13 protein-coding genes are annotated in these 15,526 nt (G+C 73.3%); 4 read left to right on the forward strand and 9 right to left on the reverse strand.

All coding sequences use genetic code 11. From position 1 onward, the window contains the following. The first annotated feature begins 246 nt into the window (after positions 1–246). Positions 247–1,191: a hypothetical protein gene (locus GD632_RS14080; protein WP_152192850.1), complete on the forward strand. Its 945-nt coding sequence runs from the start codon at positions 247–249 to the stop codon at positions 1,189–1,191. A gap of 90 nt (positions 1,192–1,281) precedes the next feature. Here the strand turns inward: GD632_RS14080 and era are convergent, their stop codons facing one another. The 7 genes from era to hrcA all read right to left on the reverse strand — a co-directional run bounded on the left by era (position 1,282) and on the right by hrcA (position 8,119). Next, positions 1,282–2,187 carry a GTPase Era gene (era, locus tag GD632_RS14085; protein ID WP_152192851.1) on the reverse strand — a complete coding sequence of 302 codons (906 nt, stop codon included), beginning with the start codon at positions 2,185–2,187 and terminating at the stop codon, positions 1,282–1,284. Continuing rightward, the gene (locus GD632_RS14090; protein ID WP_152192852.1) at positions 2,184–3,488 is read right to left on the reverse strand and encodes a hemolysin family protein; all 1,305 of its coding nucleotides are present in this window, start codon (positions 3,486–3,488) and stop codon (positions 2,184–2,186) included. The genes era and GD632_RS14090 overlap by 4 nt, the downstream gene beginning before the upstream one ends. Position 3,489: 1 nt before the next feature. Continuing rightward, entirely contained in the window at positions 3,490–3,942 is a 453-nt protein-coding gene (ybeY, locus tag GD632_RS14095) for an rRNA maturation RNase YbeY (protein WP_152192853.1), read from the reverse strand. Continuing rightward, entirely contained in the window at positions 3,939–4,985 is a 1,047-nt protein-coding gene (locus GD632_RS14100; protein WP_152192854.1) for a PhoH family protein, read from the reverse strand. The genes ybeY and GD632_RS14100 overlap by 4 nt, the downstream gene beginning before the upstream one ends. A 195-nt stretch (positions 4,986–5,180) precedes the next feature. Beyond that, positions 5,181–5,939: a 16S rRNA (uracil(1498)-N(3))-methyltransferase gene (locus tag GD632_RS14105; protein WP_152192855.1), complete on the reverse strand. Its 759-nt coding sequence runs from the start codon at positions 5,937–5,939 to the stop codon at positions 5,181–5,183. After that, a complete protein-coding gene (dnaJ, locus tag GD632_RS14110; protein WP_152192856.1) occupies positions 5,939–7,057 on the reverse strand; it encodes a molecular chaperone DnaJ in 1,119 nt (372 codons plus the stop codon). The genes GD632_RS14105 and dnaJ overlap by 1 nt, the downstream gene beginning before the upstream one ends. 45 nt (positions 7,058–7,102) lie before the next feature. Beyond that, positions 7,103–8,119 (reverse strand): heat-inducible transcriptional repressor HrcA, encoded by a 1,017-nt coding sequence (hrcA, locus tag GD632_RS14115; RefSeq protein WP_152192857.1) that lies wholly within the window; start codon positions 8,117–8,119, stop codon positions 7,103–7,105. A gap of 138 nt (positions 8,120–8,257) precedes the next feature. On the opposite strand from hrcA, the gene GD632_RS14120 reads away from it, so the two are divergent. The 3 genes from GD632_RS14120 (at position 8,258) to GD632_RS14130 (ending at position 12,371) form a co-directional block, all read left to right on the forward strand. Further along, on the forward strand, positions 8,258–9,157 hold the full coding sequence (locus GD632_RS14120) for a DUF3097 domain-containing protein (protein WP_152192858.1): 900 nt from the start codon (positions 8,258–8,260) through the stop codon (positions 9,155–9,157). Further along, positions 9,154–11,445 carry a DEAD/DEAH box helicase gene (locus tag GD632_RS14125; protein WP_152192859.1) on the forward strand — a complete coding sequence of 764 codons (2,292 nt, stop codon included), beginning with the start codon at positions 9,154–9,156 and terminating at the stop codon, positions 11,443–11,445. Before GD632_RS14120 ends, GD632_RS14125 begins: the two co-directional genes overlap by 4 nt. A gap of 284 nt (positions 11,446–11,729) precedes the next feature. Next, the gene (locus tag GD632_RS14130) at positions 11,730–12,371 is read left to right on the forward strand and encodes a hypothetical protein (protein WP_152192860.1); all 642 of its coding nucleotides are present in this window, start codon (positions 11,730–11,732) and stop codon (positions 12,369–12,371) included. 30 nt (positions 12,372–12,401) lie between these two features. On the opposite strand, the gene hemW is transcribed toward GD632_RS14130, so the two are convergent. Beyond that, positions 12,402–13,640 carry a radical SAM family heme chaperone HemW gene (hemW, locus tag GD632_RS14135; RefSeq protein WP_152192861.1) on the reverse strand — a complete coding sequence of 413 codons (1,239 nt, stop codon included), beginning with the start codon at positions 13,638–13,640 and terminating at the stop codon, positions 12,402–12,404. Then, positions 13,637–15,511, reverse strand: a complete 1,875-nt coding sequence (lepA, locus tag GD632_RS14140; protein ID WP_152192862.1) for a translation elongation factor 4 — start codon at positions 15,509–15,511, stop codon at positions 13,637–13,639. The genes hemW and lepA overlap by 4 nt, the downstream gene beginning before the upstream one ends. Positions 15,512–15,526: the final 15 nt, after the last annotated feature.

Here is a 15,526-nt window from a genome sequence, read left to right on the forward strand (position 1 = left end):
TCGCCCATATGTGCGTACTCGCGTGGAGGCGGGGTGCTGCAGATGTGCGGGTCGCGACACCGGTACCCACCGGACCGCGGCACCGCCGCCGCTCGCCGGTGCGGCCGCGCGGACGATCTGCTCATGGGCCTCATCATCGAACCTCGCGGCGTTCCGACCGCTTCCCTCACCTCGGTGGTCGGCAGACGTGCGGCGCGAGCAGCACTCCGGTCCGGGGAATCGGTCAGCGTGCGCCGCGGCGCACTGGTGCCACCACTGCCGGTGGGCAAGCACTGGGAGGAGGCAGAGGGCCACGCCCTGGCCATGATCGCCTCGACACAGAGCAAGCTGAGCAACGACGCCGCCTTCAGCCACGCCTCCGCAGCTCTCCTCCACGGGCTGTGGGTGCTGACCGTTCCGGAGCGCCCGGAAGTCAGCCAGAGCACCCGGCCGAACCTGCACGCCAAGAGCTCCCTCTGGCGTAGTCACGCGAGGCTCGCGCACAACGACGTGACCACCCTCGACGGACGACGCGTCACGACGCTCGAACGCACGATCGCGGACTGTGCCCGCACCATGCGCCCACGAGACGCGCTCGCCGTCGCAGACAGCGGCATGCGCGCGGTCCTCCACGCCGATCGACGGACCAAGGAGGCGGAGGTTGCGCGCGTCGCCGAGCTGCGGCGCTGCCTCCGGCAGATGGTGGACACGGGACCACCGCGAGGCCGACGGCAAGCGCGTGCCGTCATCGCCGCTGCCGACCCGTACGCCGAGTCGCCGATGGAATCGGTGCTCCGATGGGTCGCCGTCTCCCGTGGCCTGCCCGCACCCGAGGTGCAGATGCCGGTGCACACCCGTGAGGGGACCTTCTACGTCGACCTCGGATGGAGATGGACCCTGCGGCGCGCTGACGGCTCGACCGTCGTCTACGTCGTCCTCCTCGAGTACGACGGCGAGGTCAAGTACGTGCCGGGCGACGGCCTGGTGGACTCGCTCGACGGAGCAGTGGCCGCAGTCCTGGCGGAGAAGCACCGCGAGAACCTCATCCGCGAGAACCCGGACAACACACTCCGGCGGTTCAGCAAGCGCGACGTGTTCGACCCGGACCGCACCTTCGCACGCATGCTCTCGGCACTCCCGCGCGAGGTGCGCGCAGAGCTGACCCCCGTACCGGAGCTCCTGTACGGCACCGCCCTCCGCCCCCACTCCTGAACGCGAGTACGCACATACGGCCAGTCTGACGCCGTTTTGCGACGACGGCCATGACCGTAAGTGCGTACTCGCGAGACGAGGGGGTGCGGGTCAGAAGCCGAGGCGGCCGAGGAGCTTGGGGTCGCGCTGCCAGTCCTTGGCCACCTTGACGTGGAGGTCGAGGTACACCCGGGTGCCGAGGAGCATCTCGATGCCGCGGCGGCTACGGGTGCCGACCTCGCGCAGGCGCGAGCCGGCCCGGCCGATGATGATCGCCTTCTGCGAGTCCCGCTCGACGTAGAGGTTGACGCGCACGTCGAGGAGGTCCTTGCGGCCCTCACGCTCGACGATCTCCTCGACCACGACGGCCAGCGAGTGCGGCAGCTCGTCGCGCACGCCCTCGAGGGCGGCCTCGCGCACGAGCTCGGCGATCATCACGACCTCCGGCTCGTCGGTGAGCTCCCCCTCGGGGTACAGCGGCGGCGACTCGGGCATCTGCGCGAGCAGGACGTCGGCGAGGACGTCGACCTGCTCGCCCTTCCTCGCCGACACCGGCACGATCTCGGCCCAGTCGCCGAGCGCGTCGATCTCGAGGAGGTGCTCGGCGAGCCGCTCGCGGTTCACCGTGTCGCTCTTCGTCGCGACGGCGACGACGGGCGTGCGCAGCTCGGCGAGCTCGCGGGCGATGAACTTGTCACCCGGGCCGATCTTCTCGTCGGCGGGCAGGCAGAAGACGACGACGTCGACCTCGCTCATCGTGTCGCGCACGAGGTCGTTGAGCCGCTCCCCCAGCAGGGTGCGCGGCCGGTGCAGGCCCGGGGTGTCGACGAGCACGAGCTGGCCGTCCTCCCGGTGCACGATGCCGCGGACGGCGTGCCGCGTGGTCTGCGGTCGGCCGGAGGTGATCGCCACCTTCTGCCCGACCAGCGCGTTTGTCAGCGTCGACTTGCCCGCGTTGGGGCGTCCGACCATCGAGGCGAACCCCGCCCGGTAGCCCTCGGGCCACGAGTACGTCATGAGCTCTCGTTCTCCTCGTCAGGCTCGGGCGCCTCGACGGCCCGGGCCAGGATGGTGGCGATCTGGCGGCGTCGTCCGCCGGCGCGCTCGGCCTGCAGGTGCAGGCCGGCGACCTCGACCTCGGCCCCGGGGATCGGGACCTTGCCCAGCGCCTTGGCGAGCAGGCCGCCCGCGGAGTCGACGTCGTCGTCGTCGAGCTCGAGGCCGAAGAGCTCACCGAGCTCGTCGACGGGCAGCCGGGCGGGGACGCGCACGAGGCCGTCGTCGAGCTCCTCGACGACGGGCTCGGCGCGGTCGTGCTCGTCGGTGAGCTCACCGACGAGCTCCTCGAGCAGGTCCTCGATGGTGACGAGCCCGGCGATGCCGCCGTACTCGTCGACGACCATCGCGATGTGGAAGTTCTTCGCCTGCATGTCGCGCAGGAGGTCGTCGACGAGGATCGTCTCGGGCACGAAGACGGCCTCGCGGACCACGGACTCGACGAGGTCGGACCCGGCGTCGGGCCGCATGTGCGTGCGGCGCAGGACGTCCTTGAGGTAGAGGATCCCGCACACGTCGTCGACGGACTCCCCCACGACCGGCACGCGGGAGAAGCCGGAGCGCACGAACAGGGCGAGGGCCTTGGTGAGCGGGCGGCCGGCGTCCATCGTCACCATGTCCGGCCGCGGCACCATGACCTCGCGCACGAGAGTGCTGCCGAGCTCGAACATCGACTGGAGCATCGTGCGCTCCTCGTCGGCGAGCTGCTCGGACTGGCTCACGCGGTCGACCATGTCGCGCAGGTCCTCGGCGGCCTCCTCGCGGGCCTCCGCCTCGGTGAGTCTCGGCTTGGGCGTGAGCGCCCGGGCGACGACGACGGCGGGGCGGGTGACGGCGAGGACGACACCGACGAGCGGCAGGAGGGCGTGGAGCACCCGGCCGGGCTGGCGGGTGCCCAGGCGCCGCGGGCCGGAGCCGGCGACGATGGCCACGAGCAGGGCCGTGACGACGACGGCGGCGAGCAGCACCTGCCACCACTCGGGCACGAGGTCGGCGACGACGAGCGTGATGGCGACCGCCGTCGTCATCTCCGCGAGGACACGTGCCAGGGCCAGGGCGGGCAGCGCGGCCTCGCGCGCGTCGGCGAGCTGCTCGACACGGTCGGCGCGGGGCCGGCCGGCGACGTGCAGCTCGCTGAGAGCGGTGCGCCCGATGCGCCGCAGCGCCGCCTCGGCCGCGACGAGCACGGCGGTGAGGACGAGGGCGACGAGCGCGAGGACGAGCAACCACCACTCGGGGATGTCGGAGAGCAGTCCGTCCATGTCAGCGCTCGGCGAGGAAGGTGAGCAGCAGCTTGCGCTGCAGCGCGAACATCTCCTTCTCCTCCTCGGGCTCGGCGTGGTCGTAGCCGAGGAGGTGGAGGATGCCGTGCGTGGTGAGGAGGAGGAGCTCCTCGGCGGTGCTGTGGCCGGCGGCCTTGGCCTGCGCGGCGGCGACCTCGGGGCACAGCACGATGTCCCCGAGCATGCCCTCGGTGGGCTCCTCGCCCGGCTGGCCGGGGCGCAGCTCGTCCATGGGGAAGGACAGGACGTCGGTGGGGCCCGGCTCGTCCATCCACTTGACGTGGAGCTCGGTCATGACGTCGCTGGTGACGAACATGATCGACAGCTCGGCCTGGGGGTGGACATGCATCTGCTCGAGGACGTAGCGGGCGAGGGCGGCGAACTCCTGCTCGTCGACCTCGTAGCCGGACTCGTTGGCGACCTCGGTGCTCATGCCCGTCCCTCCCGGCGCGCGCCGGTCCGTCGCTGCGCGCGGTTGCTGCCGCTCGGCCCGGCGTCCCAGCGCTCGTAGGCGTCGATGATCTCCGAGACCAGACGGTGGCGGACGACGTCCGCCGAGGTGAGGCGGCAGAACGCGACGTCCTCGATGCCGTCGAGGATGCCCTCCACGACGCGCAGCCCGGAGGACGTGCCGCTGGGCAGGTCGACCTGCGTGACGTCACCGGTGACGACGACGCGCGAGTTGAAACCGAGCCGGGTGAGGAACATCTTCATCTGCTCGGGCGAGGTGTTCTGGGCCTCGTCGAGGATGATGAAGGCGTCGTTGAGCGTGCGGCCGCGCATGTAGGCGAGCGGCGCGACCTCGATGGTCCCCGCGGCCATGAGCTTGGGGATCGACTCGGGGTCGAGCATGTCGTGCAGGGCGTCGTACAACGGCCGCAGGTAGGGGTCGATCTTGTCGTTGAGCGTGCCCGGCAGGTAGCCCAGCCGCTCCCCCGCCTCGACGGCCGGGCGGGTGAGGACGATGCGGTTGACGCGCTTGGACTGCAGGGCGTGCACGGCCTTGGCCATGGCGAGGTAGGTCTTGCCGGTGCCGGCCGGGCCCACGCCGAAGGTGATGGTGTGCTCGTCGATCGCGTCGACGTACGACTTCTGGCCCAGCGTCTTCGGCCGGATGGTGCGACCGCGGCTGGAGAGGATGTCGAAGGTGAGGACGTCGGCGGGACGCTCGGCGGTGGGCGCGGTGAGCATCCGGACGGCGCGCTCGACGGCGTCGGCGGTCAGCGCCTGGCCGCTGCGGGCGACCTCGGCGAGCTCGTCGACGAGGCGCTCGGCGAGCGCGACGTCACCGGCCGGGCCGGAGAAGGAGACGATGTTGCCGCGGACGTGGATGTCGACCGCCTGGAAGCCCGACTCGACGGCCCGGAGGACCTCGTCACGCTGGCCGAGGAGGAAGACCATGGGCACGTCGTCGGGGATCGTGATCTGGTGCTGGAGCATCGCGTCCGGCCTGGACGCGTCGTCACTGTGTGGCATGGGCAGGGGCGCGGCCCCGGTTCCTCCTGGCTGGGCTGAAGACGTACACACGAGCATAACGGCGAGGTCGAGCGGAAACTTCCCGGTTCGCACCCGTCCCCGCTTCCAGCTCCCCCCGAACTTCGCAGTTGGTGAGTTGGGCGACTGCTCAGCAGCCATAACCGTCAGTCAGGTCACCAACTGCGAAAGTGGGGGTCAGGACCAGCGGGCCAGGCGGTCGGCCAGCAGGGCGGCGGCGACCGGGCCGGCGGTCGAGGTGCGCATGACGTGGGGGCCGAGGCGGACGACGACGGCGCCCCGCTCGGACAGGTCGCGCACCTCGCGCGCGCTGAGGCCCCCCTCGGGGCCGACGACGAGGAGCACCTCGCCCGCCTCCGGCAGCGCGGCGGCAGCGAGGGGCACGGTCGCCTCCTCGTGGAGGACGACGACGGCGCCCCCGGCGTCGACGACGGACGCGACCCGGGCGAGCAGCTGCTTGCCGACGACGAGCTCCTCGACCTCCGGCACCCTGGCCCGGCGGGACTGCTTGGTCGCGGCGAGCGCGACGGCCTGCCACCGCTCGCGGCCCTTGGCGGCCTTCTTCCCGGCCCACACGGACACGCAGCGCTCGCTCTGCCACGGCACGACGGCGTCGATCCCCACCTCGGTGGCGGTCTCCACGGCCTGCTCGTCGCGCCCGCCCTTGGCCAGGGCCTGGACGAGGACGAGCCGCACCGCGGGCGCGGGCTCGCGGGTGACCTCTGTGACCCGGACGGCGAGCTCCTCCCCCGCGGCGGAGGCGACCTCGCCGCGGGCGCGGGTGCCCTCGCCGTCGACGACGTCGACGACCTCACCGGCGCGCACGCGACGGACCGTGACGGCGTGACGCGCCTCGGGGCCGCGGACGGTGAGCACCGCCCCGGCCTGGGCGGCCGCGAGGTCGGCGGGCGCGCCGAGGAAGACGGGCGCGCTCATCAGCGGCCGGAGAAGCGGTCCCGCAGGCGGGAGAAGACGCCGCTGGAGGCGGGGGTGAGGCGGGGCTCGGCCCGCTCCTCACCGCGCAGCGTGGCGAGCTGGAGCAGCAGCTCGCGCTGGCGGTCGTCCAGCGCGGTGGGGACCTCGACGTCGACCTGCACCTTGAGGTCGCCGCGCCCGGGCCCGTTGAGGCGGCCCACGCCGAGGCCCTCGAGCGTGATGACCTCCTCCGGCTGGGTGCCGGGGGCGATGTCGATCTCCTCGTGGCCGTCGAAGGTCTCGAGGTGGAGGACGGTGCCGAGGGCGGCAGCCGTCATGGGGATCTCGACGCGGGCGTAGAGGTCGTCGCCGCGCCGCGCGAAGACGGGGTGGTTGCGCACCTTGAGCTCGACGTAGAGGTCGCCGGCCGGGCCACCGCCGGGACCGACCTCGCCGCTGCCGGTCAGCTTGATCCGGTTGCCCGTGTCGACGCCCGCAGGCACCGAGACGGGGATCGTGCGGCGGTTGCGCACGCGTCCCTGGCCGGAGCACTCGGGACAGGGGTCGGGGATGGTGGTGCCGTGGCCGCCGCAGGCGGAGCAGGGCGAGGTCGTCATGACGTTGCCGAGGAAGGAGCGCGCCACCCGCTGGACCGAGCCGCGGCCGTGGCACACGGCGCAGGTCTGGACGCTGGTGCCCGGGCGGGTGCACGTGCCGTTGCAGGTGCCGCACAGGACGGCGGTGTCGACCTGGACCTCCTCCTCGACGCCGAAGACGGCGTCCCGCAGCTCGACCTCGAGGCGGATGAGGGCGTCCTGGCCGCGTCGGCCGCGCGGCGCGGGGCCGCGGCCGGCGCCGCTGGCCGCGCCGAAGAAGGTCTCGAAGATGTCGGAGAACCCGAAGCCGGCCCCGCCCCCGCCGTTGCCGCCGAGCGCCGACTCCCCGCCGAGGTCGTACATCTGCCGCTTCTCGGGGTTGGAGAGGACCTCGTAGGCGCGCCCGACCTCCTTGAACTGGTCCTCCGCCTCCGGCCCGGCGACGTCCGGGTGGAGCTTGCGCGCCAGCTTGCGGTAGGCACGCTTGATCTCCTCCTGCGTCGCGGTACGCGGCACGCCGAGGATCTCGTAGTAGTCGTTCACCAGGTCACTTCCTGTGGGGGTTCTGCGGGCGGTGTCGGGTGCCGGTCAGCCGGCGAGGATCCGCGACAGGTAACGGGCCACGGCCCGCACGGAGGTCATGGCCGAGGGGTAGTCCATGCGTGTGGGGCCCAGCACACCGAGGCGGGCCACTCCCTCGCTGCTCCCCCCACCGTAGGCGGTCGCCACGATCGATGCCTCGGACAGCGACTCGTGCCGGTTCTCCTCGCCGATGCTCACGGCGACGGCGTCGTCCTCGGCCATCTCGTGGAGCAGCCGCAGGAGCACCACCTGCTCCTCGAGCGCCTCGAGGACGGGCCCGATGGTGCGGGAGAAGTCGACGTCGGAGCGGGCGAGGTTCGCGGTCCCCGCCATGACGATGCGCTCCTCGGCGTCCATCCGCAGCGTCTCGGTCAGCGCCTCGACGACGCGGGCGACGAGCGGGCGGTGCTCGGGGGCGAAGCGGTTCGAGGTGTGCTCGAGCGCGGAGCCGATGTCGGCCGCACGCCGCCCGATGCTGCCGGCGTTGATGCGCGCGCGGAGCTCGGCGACGACGCCGAGGTCGAGCGGGGTGTCGACCTCGAGCGCACGCTGCTCCACGCGGCCGGCGTCGGTGATGATGACGACGAGGAGCCGGTGCTCGGAGAGCGGGACGAGCTCGACGTGCCGCAGCGCGGAGTTGCGCAGCGAGGGGTACTGGACGACGGCGACCTGGTGGGTGAGCTGGGCGAGCAGGCGCACGGTGCGCTCGACGACGTCGTCGAGGTCGACCGCGCCCTCGAGCAGGTGCTGGATGGCGCCCCGCTCGGCCTGCGACAGCGGCTTGAAGGTGGACAGCTGGTCGACGAAGAGCCGGTACCCCTTGTCGGTGGGCACGCGCCCGGCGGAGGTGTGCGGCTGGTGGATGTACCCGCTCTCCTCCAGGACGGCCATGTCGTTGCGGATGGTCGCCGGTGAGACCCCGAGCGAGTGACGCTCGACCAGTGCCTTGGAGCCCACCGGTTCACGCGTGTGGACGTAGTCCTCGACGATGGCTCTGAGCACATCGAGTCGACGGTCAGCCAACGGGGTCCCTCCTCACGGCGCTCGTGGCCGGCTCGGCGAGGGCCGGCGGTCAGCACTCGCCGGCCCGGAGTGCTAATTCTACGCGCCACGCCCCCGGGTGTCTCGTGACCTCCCCCACCGCGCGCCTACCCTGCGGGGGTGAAGGATCGCTACGGCTCGGACGTCCTGTCCTCCGACCCCCACCGCACCGGCTCCTACGCCCACCGTCCCACGGTCCGCGACGAGCCCGCCGAGCTCGGCCTCGTCGTCGAGGACGTCGAGACCGGCTGGGTCGGGGCGGTGACCGCCGTGGAGAAGTCCGGCGGGATGCACGTCGTCGTCCTCGAGGACCGGGCCGGGCGCACGCGCACCTTCCCGCTGGGCTCGGGCTTCTGGGTGGACGGCAAGCCGGTGCACCTCGTCCCGCCCGCGCGACGGGCAGCACCCCGCGGTCCGGTGACGGCCGGGGGGCGGCGGCTCACGGCGTCGGGCTCGATCGCCGTCGACACGAGCCGCGCACGGGTCGCCCGCGCCTCGCGGATCTGGGTCGAGGGGCGGCACGACGCCGAGCTCGTCGAGCGGGTGTGGGGTGACGACCTGCGGGTGGAGGGCGTCGTCGTCCAGCTGCTCGAGGGCGTGGACAACCTCGCCGAGGTGCTCGCCGACTTCGCGCCCGGACCCACGCGCCGCGCCGGGGTGCTCGTCGACCACCTCGTGGCGGGGTCCAAGGAGACGCGGCTCGTGCAGGAGGCGCTCGGCACGCTCGGGCGCTCCGCCCGTCACGTCAAGGTGCTCGGCCACCCCTACGTCGACGTGTGGCAGGCCGTGCGCCCCGAGCGGGTGGGGATCGAGGCGTGGCCGGACGTGCCGCGCGGGACCGACATCAAGGTCGGCACGCTCGCCGCGCTCGGCTGGCCGCACGCCGACCAGGCCGACGTCGCGCGCGGCTGGAAGCGCATCCTCGGCACCGTCCGCAGCTACAGGGACCTCTCCCCCGCCCTGCTCGGGCGGATGGAGGAGCTCATCGACTTCGTCACCGAGGTCCCCGAGCAGGGATGACGACGACGGCGGTGCGGCCCGGCGCCGACGCCCGTGAGCTCCTCGCGGAGCGGGCCGAGCTGGTGGAGGCCGCCGCCGCGGTGCTGCGCGCGGAGGCGGCGCTGCGGGACGGTGTCGTCGCGCGCGTCGACGCATACCGGGACGAGCGGGTGCGCGGCGAGCTCGGCGGGATCGAGGTGGCCCGGCTGCGGGAGACGACCGAGCGCAACCTGCGGCTGCAGGCCCTGGAGGACGCCGGGGTGCGGACGGTGCGAGACGTCCTGGACGCGGGCGCGGAGCGGCTGGAGGCCCTGGACGGGGTCGGCCCGCACACCGCGCGGGCGGCGGCCGCCGCGGCGCAGCGGCTGGCCGGGACCTTCCGGGCGGGCGTGCCGGTGCGGATCGAGCCACGCAGCGACGGGCCGCTCGGGCTGGGGCTCGCGTCCCTGCTGTACCGGCTGGACCGCCTGTCGGGCCCGCTGGAGGCACACCGCGACGAGCTGGCCGACTTCGCCTCGACCGTCGCGGGACAGGTGCACCGGGCGGCCCCGGCACGCAGCCGGCTCGGGCTGCTCCTGCGCCGGCCGAGCACGCGCGACCGCGCCCGGGAGGCGCTGGAGGCGCTCGCCCGGTGGGAGCCGTGGCTCACCGCGACCGGCCTGCCCGCGACGGTGCGCGAGCTCACCGCGCTCCTCGCCGAGCCCGGCCCGCTCACCGTGTGGGAGCACCTCGAGACCCACACCGCCCGCTACTACGCGCTGCTCGACGAGCTCGTGCCCGGGCTGGGCGGCGCCGCGGCCCAGGGCACCCTCCCCGCCGAGCTCGTCGAGCGGATCGACGCCCTCCCGCTCGACGAGTCGCTCCTGCGGGCGCGGCTGCGCGGCTACCAGGCGTTCGGGGCGAGGTTCGCGCTCAACCAGGGCCGTGCGCTCATCGGGGACGAGATGGGTCTGGGCAAGACCGTCCAGGCCATCGCCGTCATGGCCCACCTCGCGGCGACGGGCGAGGACCGGGCGCTCGTCGTATGCCCGGCGAGCGTCGTCGTCAACTGGTGCCGGGAGGTCGCGCTCCACAGCGAGCTGCGCGTCCACCGCGTCCACGGCCCCGGCCGCGAGGAGGCCCTGGCCGCCTGGCACCGCGACGGCGGCGTCGCGGTGACGACCTTCGCCACCCTCCCGGCGATCCCCCTCCCCGGCGCCCCCGCCCCCACCCTCCCGCCGACAGCCACCCTCCCGCCGACAGCCGACCTGTCGCCGACAGCCGACTTGTCGCCGACAGCCGACTTGTCGCCATCCCCGGTGCCCGCCCTGCTCGTCGTCGACGAGGCCCACTACGTGAAGAACCCCCAGGCCCAGCGCACCCGGCAGGTCGCCGCCTGGGCCCAGCGGACCCCACGGGCGCTCCTCCTCACCGGCACCGCGCTGCTCAACAGGGTCGAGGAGCTCCGCTCGCTGGCCCGCATGCTGCAGCCCGAGCTCGTCGCCTCCCTCCCGCCGCACCTCGGCCTCGCCGGCGCCGACACCTTCCGACGGCACCTCGCCCCGGTCTATCTGCGTCGCACCCTCGACGACGTGCTCGTCGAGCTGCCGCCGCGGGTGGTCGTCGACGAGTGGGAGACCATGACGCCGGTCGCGGAGCGGCGGTACCGGGACGCCGTCGCCGCGGGCAACCTCATGGCGATGCGCCGGGCGGACCTCACGGTTCCCGACCCCGCCGACTCCGCGAAGCTCGAGCGGCTGCTCGAGATCGTCGCGGAGGCGCAGGACGGCGGGCAGCGCGTCGCCGTCTTCTCCTACTTCCTCGACGTCGTCGCCCGGGTGGCCGAGCAGGTGGAGCGGCTGCCCGGGGTGCACGCCTTCGGCCCGATCACGGGGTCGGTGCCCGCGGCCGAGCGGCAGGAGATCGTCGACGCCTTCGCCGCGGGGCCGGCGGGCTCGGTCCTCGTGAGCCAGGTCGCCGCGGGCGGGGTGGGGCTCAACGTCCAGGCCGCGAGCGTCGTCGTCATCACCGAGCCGCAGCTCGTCCCGGCCGTGGAGGACCAGGCGGTCGGACGGGTGCACCGGATGGGCCAGCAGCGGCCGGTGCAGGTGCACCGGCTGCTCACCGAGGACAGCGTCGACGAGCGCATCGAGGAGCTGCTCGCCGGCAAGCGCGAGGTCTTCGACGCCTTCGCCGGGGAGTCGAGCCTGGCGCAGGCGGCCCTCGGCGCCGTCGACGTCACCGAGGCCGAGCTCGCCACGCGCGTCGTCGCGGCCGAGCAGGCGCGCCTCGGGTACGGGCCGGCGTGGGACGGGCTCGCGGGCAGCTGAGCCGGCGCGGTTGCCGGCAGCGGCGGCGCTGTGCGTCCTCGACGCGTGCGACGGGGTCGTCCAGACGGTCAGCAGTGGCGCCCGTGTCCGCCACCGCCGGCCGACCGCGGGGACCGCTCCGCTGACCGCCACCACGCGACCGAGGGCTCTCGTGTCCTCGGCGCCGCCCGGATGAGTCCGGGCCGGGGCCGGTCCAAGCGCGTGTGTCTCGTGGACGTCCGTCCCGCGCACCCGCGACGCCCCTCTACCCTGGGTGTGACCCAGCACACCGCCCCGGAGGACCCATGCCCCGCCGCCACCTGCTCACCGCCGCGCTCGCCACCACTCTGCTCCTCGCTGCGTGTGGCTCCGACGACGACGGCGCGGACGTCTCCCCGGGCCCGGCCGCCGAGACCCGCACCGTGGACGCGGCCGATCCCTCACTCCCCGCGGCGCCGGACAGGTTCGTCGCCACGACGGACGCCGGCGCGCTCGACCTGACGCCGGTCGAGCAGGGCGACGGGACCGGGGCGCGGAGCGCGAGCCTCGAGGTGGAGGTCACCTCGGCCAGCCTGCTCCCCTCCATCCCCGCCGACCTCTACGCAGACATCGCGTCGTCGCTGCACGCGGACTTCGCGCCCGGGGACGTCGGGGCGGACGAGGTCCGCGCCGCCGATGGCCGGGTGTTCCTCGTCGCCACGTACGAGACCCGCCCGACCGGTGACTCGGGGCCGGGCACCACGGGGGTGGTCAAGCTCGAGGGGCACGACGCCGCCGTGCTCTTCGACACCGACGAGGAGGACGCTCCGCGGACCGCCACCGTCGTCGTGTCGGTGCCGGTCGAGCACACCGCGCACGACGCCGTCATCGAGATCCAGGCCGAGGGCCCGGCCCAGGCGGTGAGCCTCGTCGACGGCACGCTCGCGTGGGGCGGCGGCTCGCGCTGACGCGGCGGCACCGCTCCCGGCCGGAGCGGCTCAGTCGGTGAGCGCGCGCACGACGGTGTCGGCGAGCAGCCGCCCGTGGCGGGTGAGCAGGATCCGGCCGGCCCGGGCGGCCGGCATGTCGACGAGCCCCTCGGCGATGAGCCGGGCCACGGCCTCGCGGTGACGTCCGGGCACGCGTCCCGTCCCCGGCGCGAGCTCCAGCCCCTCGGCCAGCCGCACGCCGAGCAGCACCCGCTCGAGCTCACGGGCGGCGTCGTCGAGGACCTCGTGCCCCGCACCGGGGCTCAGCCCCTGCTCCAGGCGGTGGGCGTAGGCGCGCGGGTGCTTGACGTTCCACCAGCGCACCCCGCCGACGTGGCTGTGCGCCCCGGGCCCGACCCCCCACCAGTCCGCACCACGCCAGTAGTTGAGGTTGTGCCGGCAGGCGTGCTCCGGCGCGGTCGCGAAGTTCGACACCTCGTACCAGGACAGTCCGGCCGAGGTGAGGACGTCGTCGGCGGCCTCGTACTTGAGGGCGGCGTCGTCGTCGTCGGGCATGGGCAGCTCCCCGCGGCGGACCTGCGCCCCCATCTTCGTGCCCGGCTCGATCCCGAGCGCGTACGCGGACACGTGGTCCGGCTCGAGGGCGACGGCGGTCTCCAGGCTGGTCCGCCAGTCCGCGGCCGACTCCCCCGGGGTGCCGTAGATGAGGTCGACGGAGACGTCGAGCCCGGCGTCGCGCGCCCAGCGGACGACGTCGGGCAGGCGCGCGGGGTCGTGCGTGCGGTCGAGGGTGGCCAGGACGTGGGGGACGGCGGACTGCATCCCGAAGGAGACGCGGGTGAAGCCGGCGGCGGCGAGCTGCTCGAGGGAGCCCGGCGTCACCGAGTCCGGGTTGGCCTCCGTCGTCACCTCGGCGCCGGCGGCCAGGCCCCACGTCGCCCGCACGTGGGCGAGCATCGCGGCGAGGTCAGCGGCCGGGAGCAGCGTGGGCGTGCCGCCCCCGACGAACACGGTGGACACCGCACGCTGGGCGACACCGGCCCGCGAGAGCACCCCGGCCGCGAGGTCGATCTCCCGGCGGGCGGTGTCGGCGTAGGCGGCCTGGCTCGCACCGCCCCCGAGCTCCGTGGCGGTGTAGGTGTTGAAGTCGCAGTACCCGCAGCGCACCCGGCAGAACGGCACGTGGAGGTAGACGCCGAGGTCACGGTCGGCCGAGCCGACGGCGGCGGACGCGGGCAGTGCCCCGTCCGCAGGGACGGGCTCGCCCGCGGGCAGGGCGGGACTCACTTCTTGCCCTTGGAGTCCTTGCCCGTCGGGGTGTCGGAGGACAGGGCGGCGATGAAGGCCTCCGGCGGAACCTCGACCCGGCCGATGTTCTTCATCCGCTTCTTGCCCTCCTTCTGCTTCTCCAGGAGCTTGCGCTTGCGGGAGATGTCACCGCCGTAGCACTTGGCGAGCATGTCCTTGCGCAGCGCGCGGATGGTCTCGCGGGCGATGATCCGGGCCCCGATCGCCGCCTGGATCGGCACCTCGAACTGCTGGCGGGGGATGATCTCGCGCAGCTTGCCGGCCATCTCGACGCCGTAGGGGTAGGCCTTGTCGCGGTGGACGATCGAGCTGAAGGCGTCGACCTTCTCCCCGTGGAGGAGGATGTCGACCTTGACGAGGTCGGCGACCTGCTCGCCGTCGGCCTCGTAGTCGAAGGACGCGTAGCCGCGGGTGCGGGACTTGAGCTGGTCGAAGAAGTCGAAGACGATCTCGGCCAGCGGCAGGTGGTAGCGCATCTCCACCCGCTCCGGGGAGAGGTAGTCCATGCCGTCCTGGGTGCCGCGCCGCTGCTGGCACAGCTCCATGACGGCGCCGATGAACTCCGACGGCGTGATGATGGTCGCGCGCACGACCGGCTCGTAGACCTCGGAGATCTTCCCGTCGGGGTACTCGCTCGGGTTGGTCACCTGGGTGCGCGTGCCGTCCTCGGTGACGACGTTGTAGACGACGTTGGGCGCGGTGGAGATGAGGTCGAGGTCGAACTCGCGCTCGAGGCGCTCGCGCACGATCTCCAGGTGGAGCAGGCCGAGGTAGCCGCAGCGGAAGCCGAAGCCGAGCGCGACGGAGGTCTCGGGCTCGTAGGCCAGGGCCGCGTCGTTGAGCTTGAGCTTGTCCAGGGCGTCGCGCAGCACCGGGTAGTCCGAGCCGTCCACCGGGAACAGCCCGGAGTAGACCATCGGCTGCGGGTCGCGGTACTCGCCCACCGCCTCCTCGGCGGGTCGCGCCGCGTTGGTCACCGTGTCACCGACCCGGGACTGGCGCACGTCCTTGACGCCGGTGATGAGGTAGCCGACCTCGCCGACGCCCAGGCCCTTGGTGGGCTTGGGCTCCGGGGAGCTGACGCCGATCTCGAGGAGGTCGACGCTCGTGCCGGTCGACATCATCGTGAGCTTCTCGCGGGGCTTGATCGCGCCGTCGACGACGCGCACGTAGGTGACGACGCCGCGGTAGGTGTCGTAGACCGAGTCGAAGATCATCGCCCGGGCCGGGGCGTCCGGGTCCCCGACCGGGGCCGGGATGTCGCGGACGATGCGGTCGAGGAGCTCGGGGACGCCGACGCCGGTCTTGCCCGAGACCGCCAGGCAGTCCTCCGGCTCACCGCCGATGAGGTTCGCCAGCTCCTCGGCGTAGCGCTCCGGCTGCGCGCCGGGCAGGTCGATCTTGTTGAGGACCGGGATGATCGTGAGGTCGTTCTCCATCGCCAGGTAGAGGTTGGCGAGGGTCTGTGCCTCGATGCCCTGCGCGGCGTCGACGAGGAGCAGCGCCCCCTCGCAGGCGGCGAGCGAGCGGGAGACCTCGTAGGTGAAGTCGACGTGGCCGGGCGTGTCGATCATGTTGAGCGCGTAGGCGGCCTCCCCGACCTGCCACGGCATGCGCACGGCCTGGGACTTGATCGTGATGCCGCGCTCCCGCTCGATGTCCATCCGGTCGAGGTACTGGGCGCGCATCGCGCGGTCCTCGACGACCCCGGTGAGCTGGAGCATGCGGTCGGCCAGCGTCGACTTGCCGTGGTCGATGTGCGCGATGATGCAGAAGTTGCGCAGCAGCTCGGGCGCGGTCGCCGCAGGGGCGATCGCTGCGGTCAGCGCAGGGCTGGGGATCGGGGACACTCACGTTCCTTCAAA

This window comes from Georgenia satyanarayanai (assembly GCF_009193135.1).
GTDB classification, from domain to species: Bacteria; Actinomycetota; Actinomycetes; order Actinomycetales; family Actinomycetaceae; genus Oceanitalea; species Oceanitalea satyanarayanai.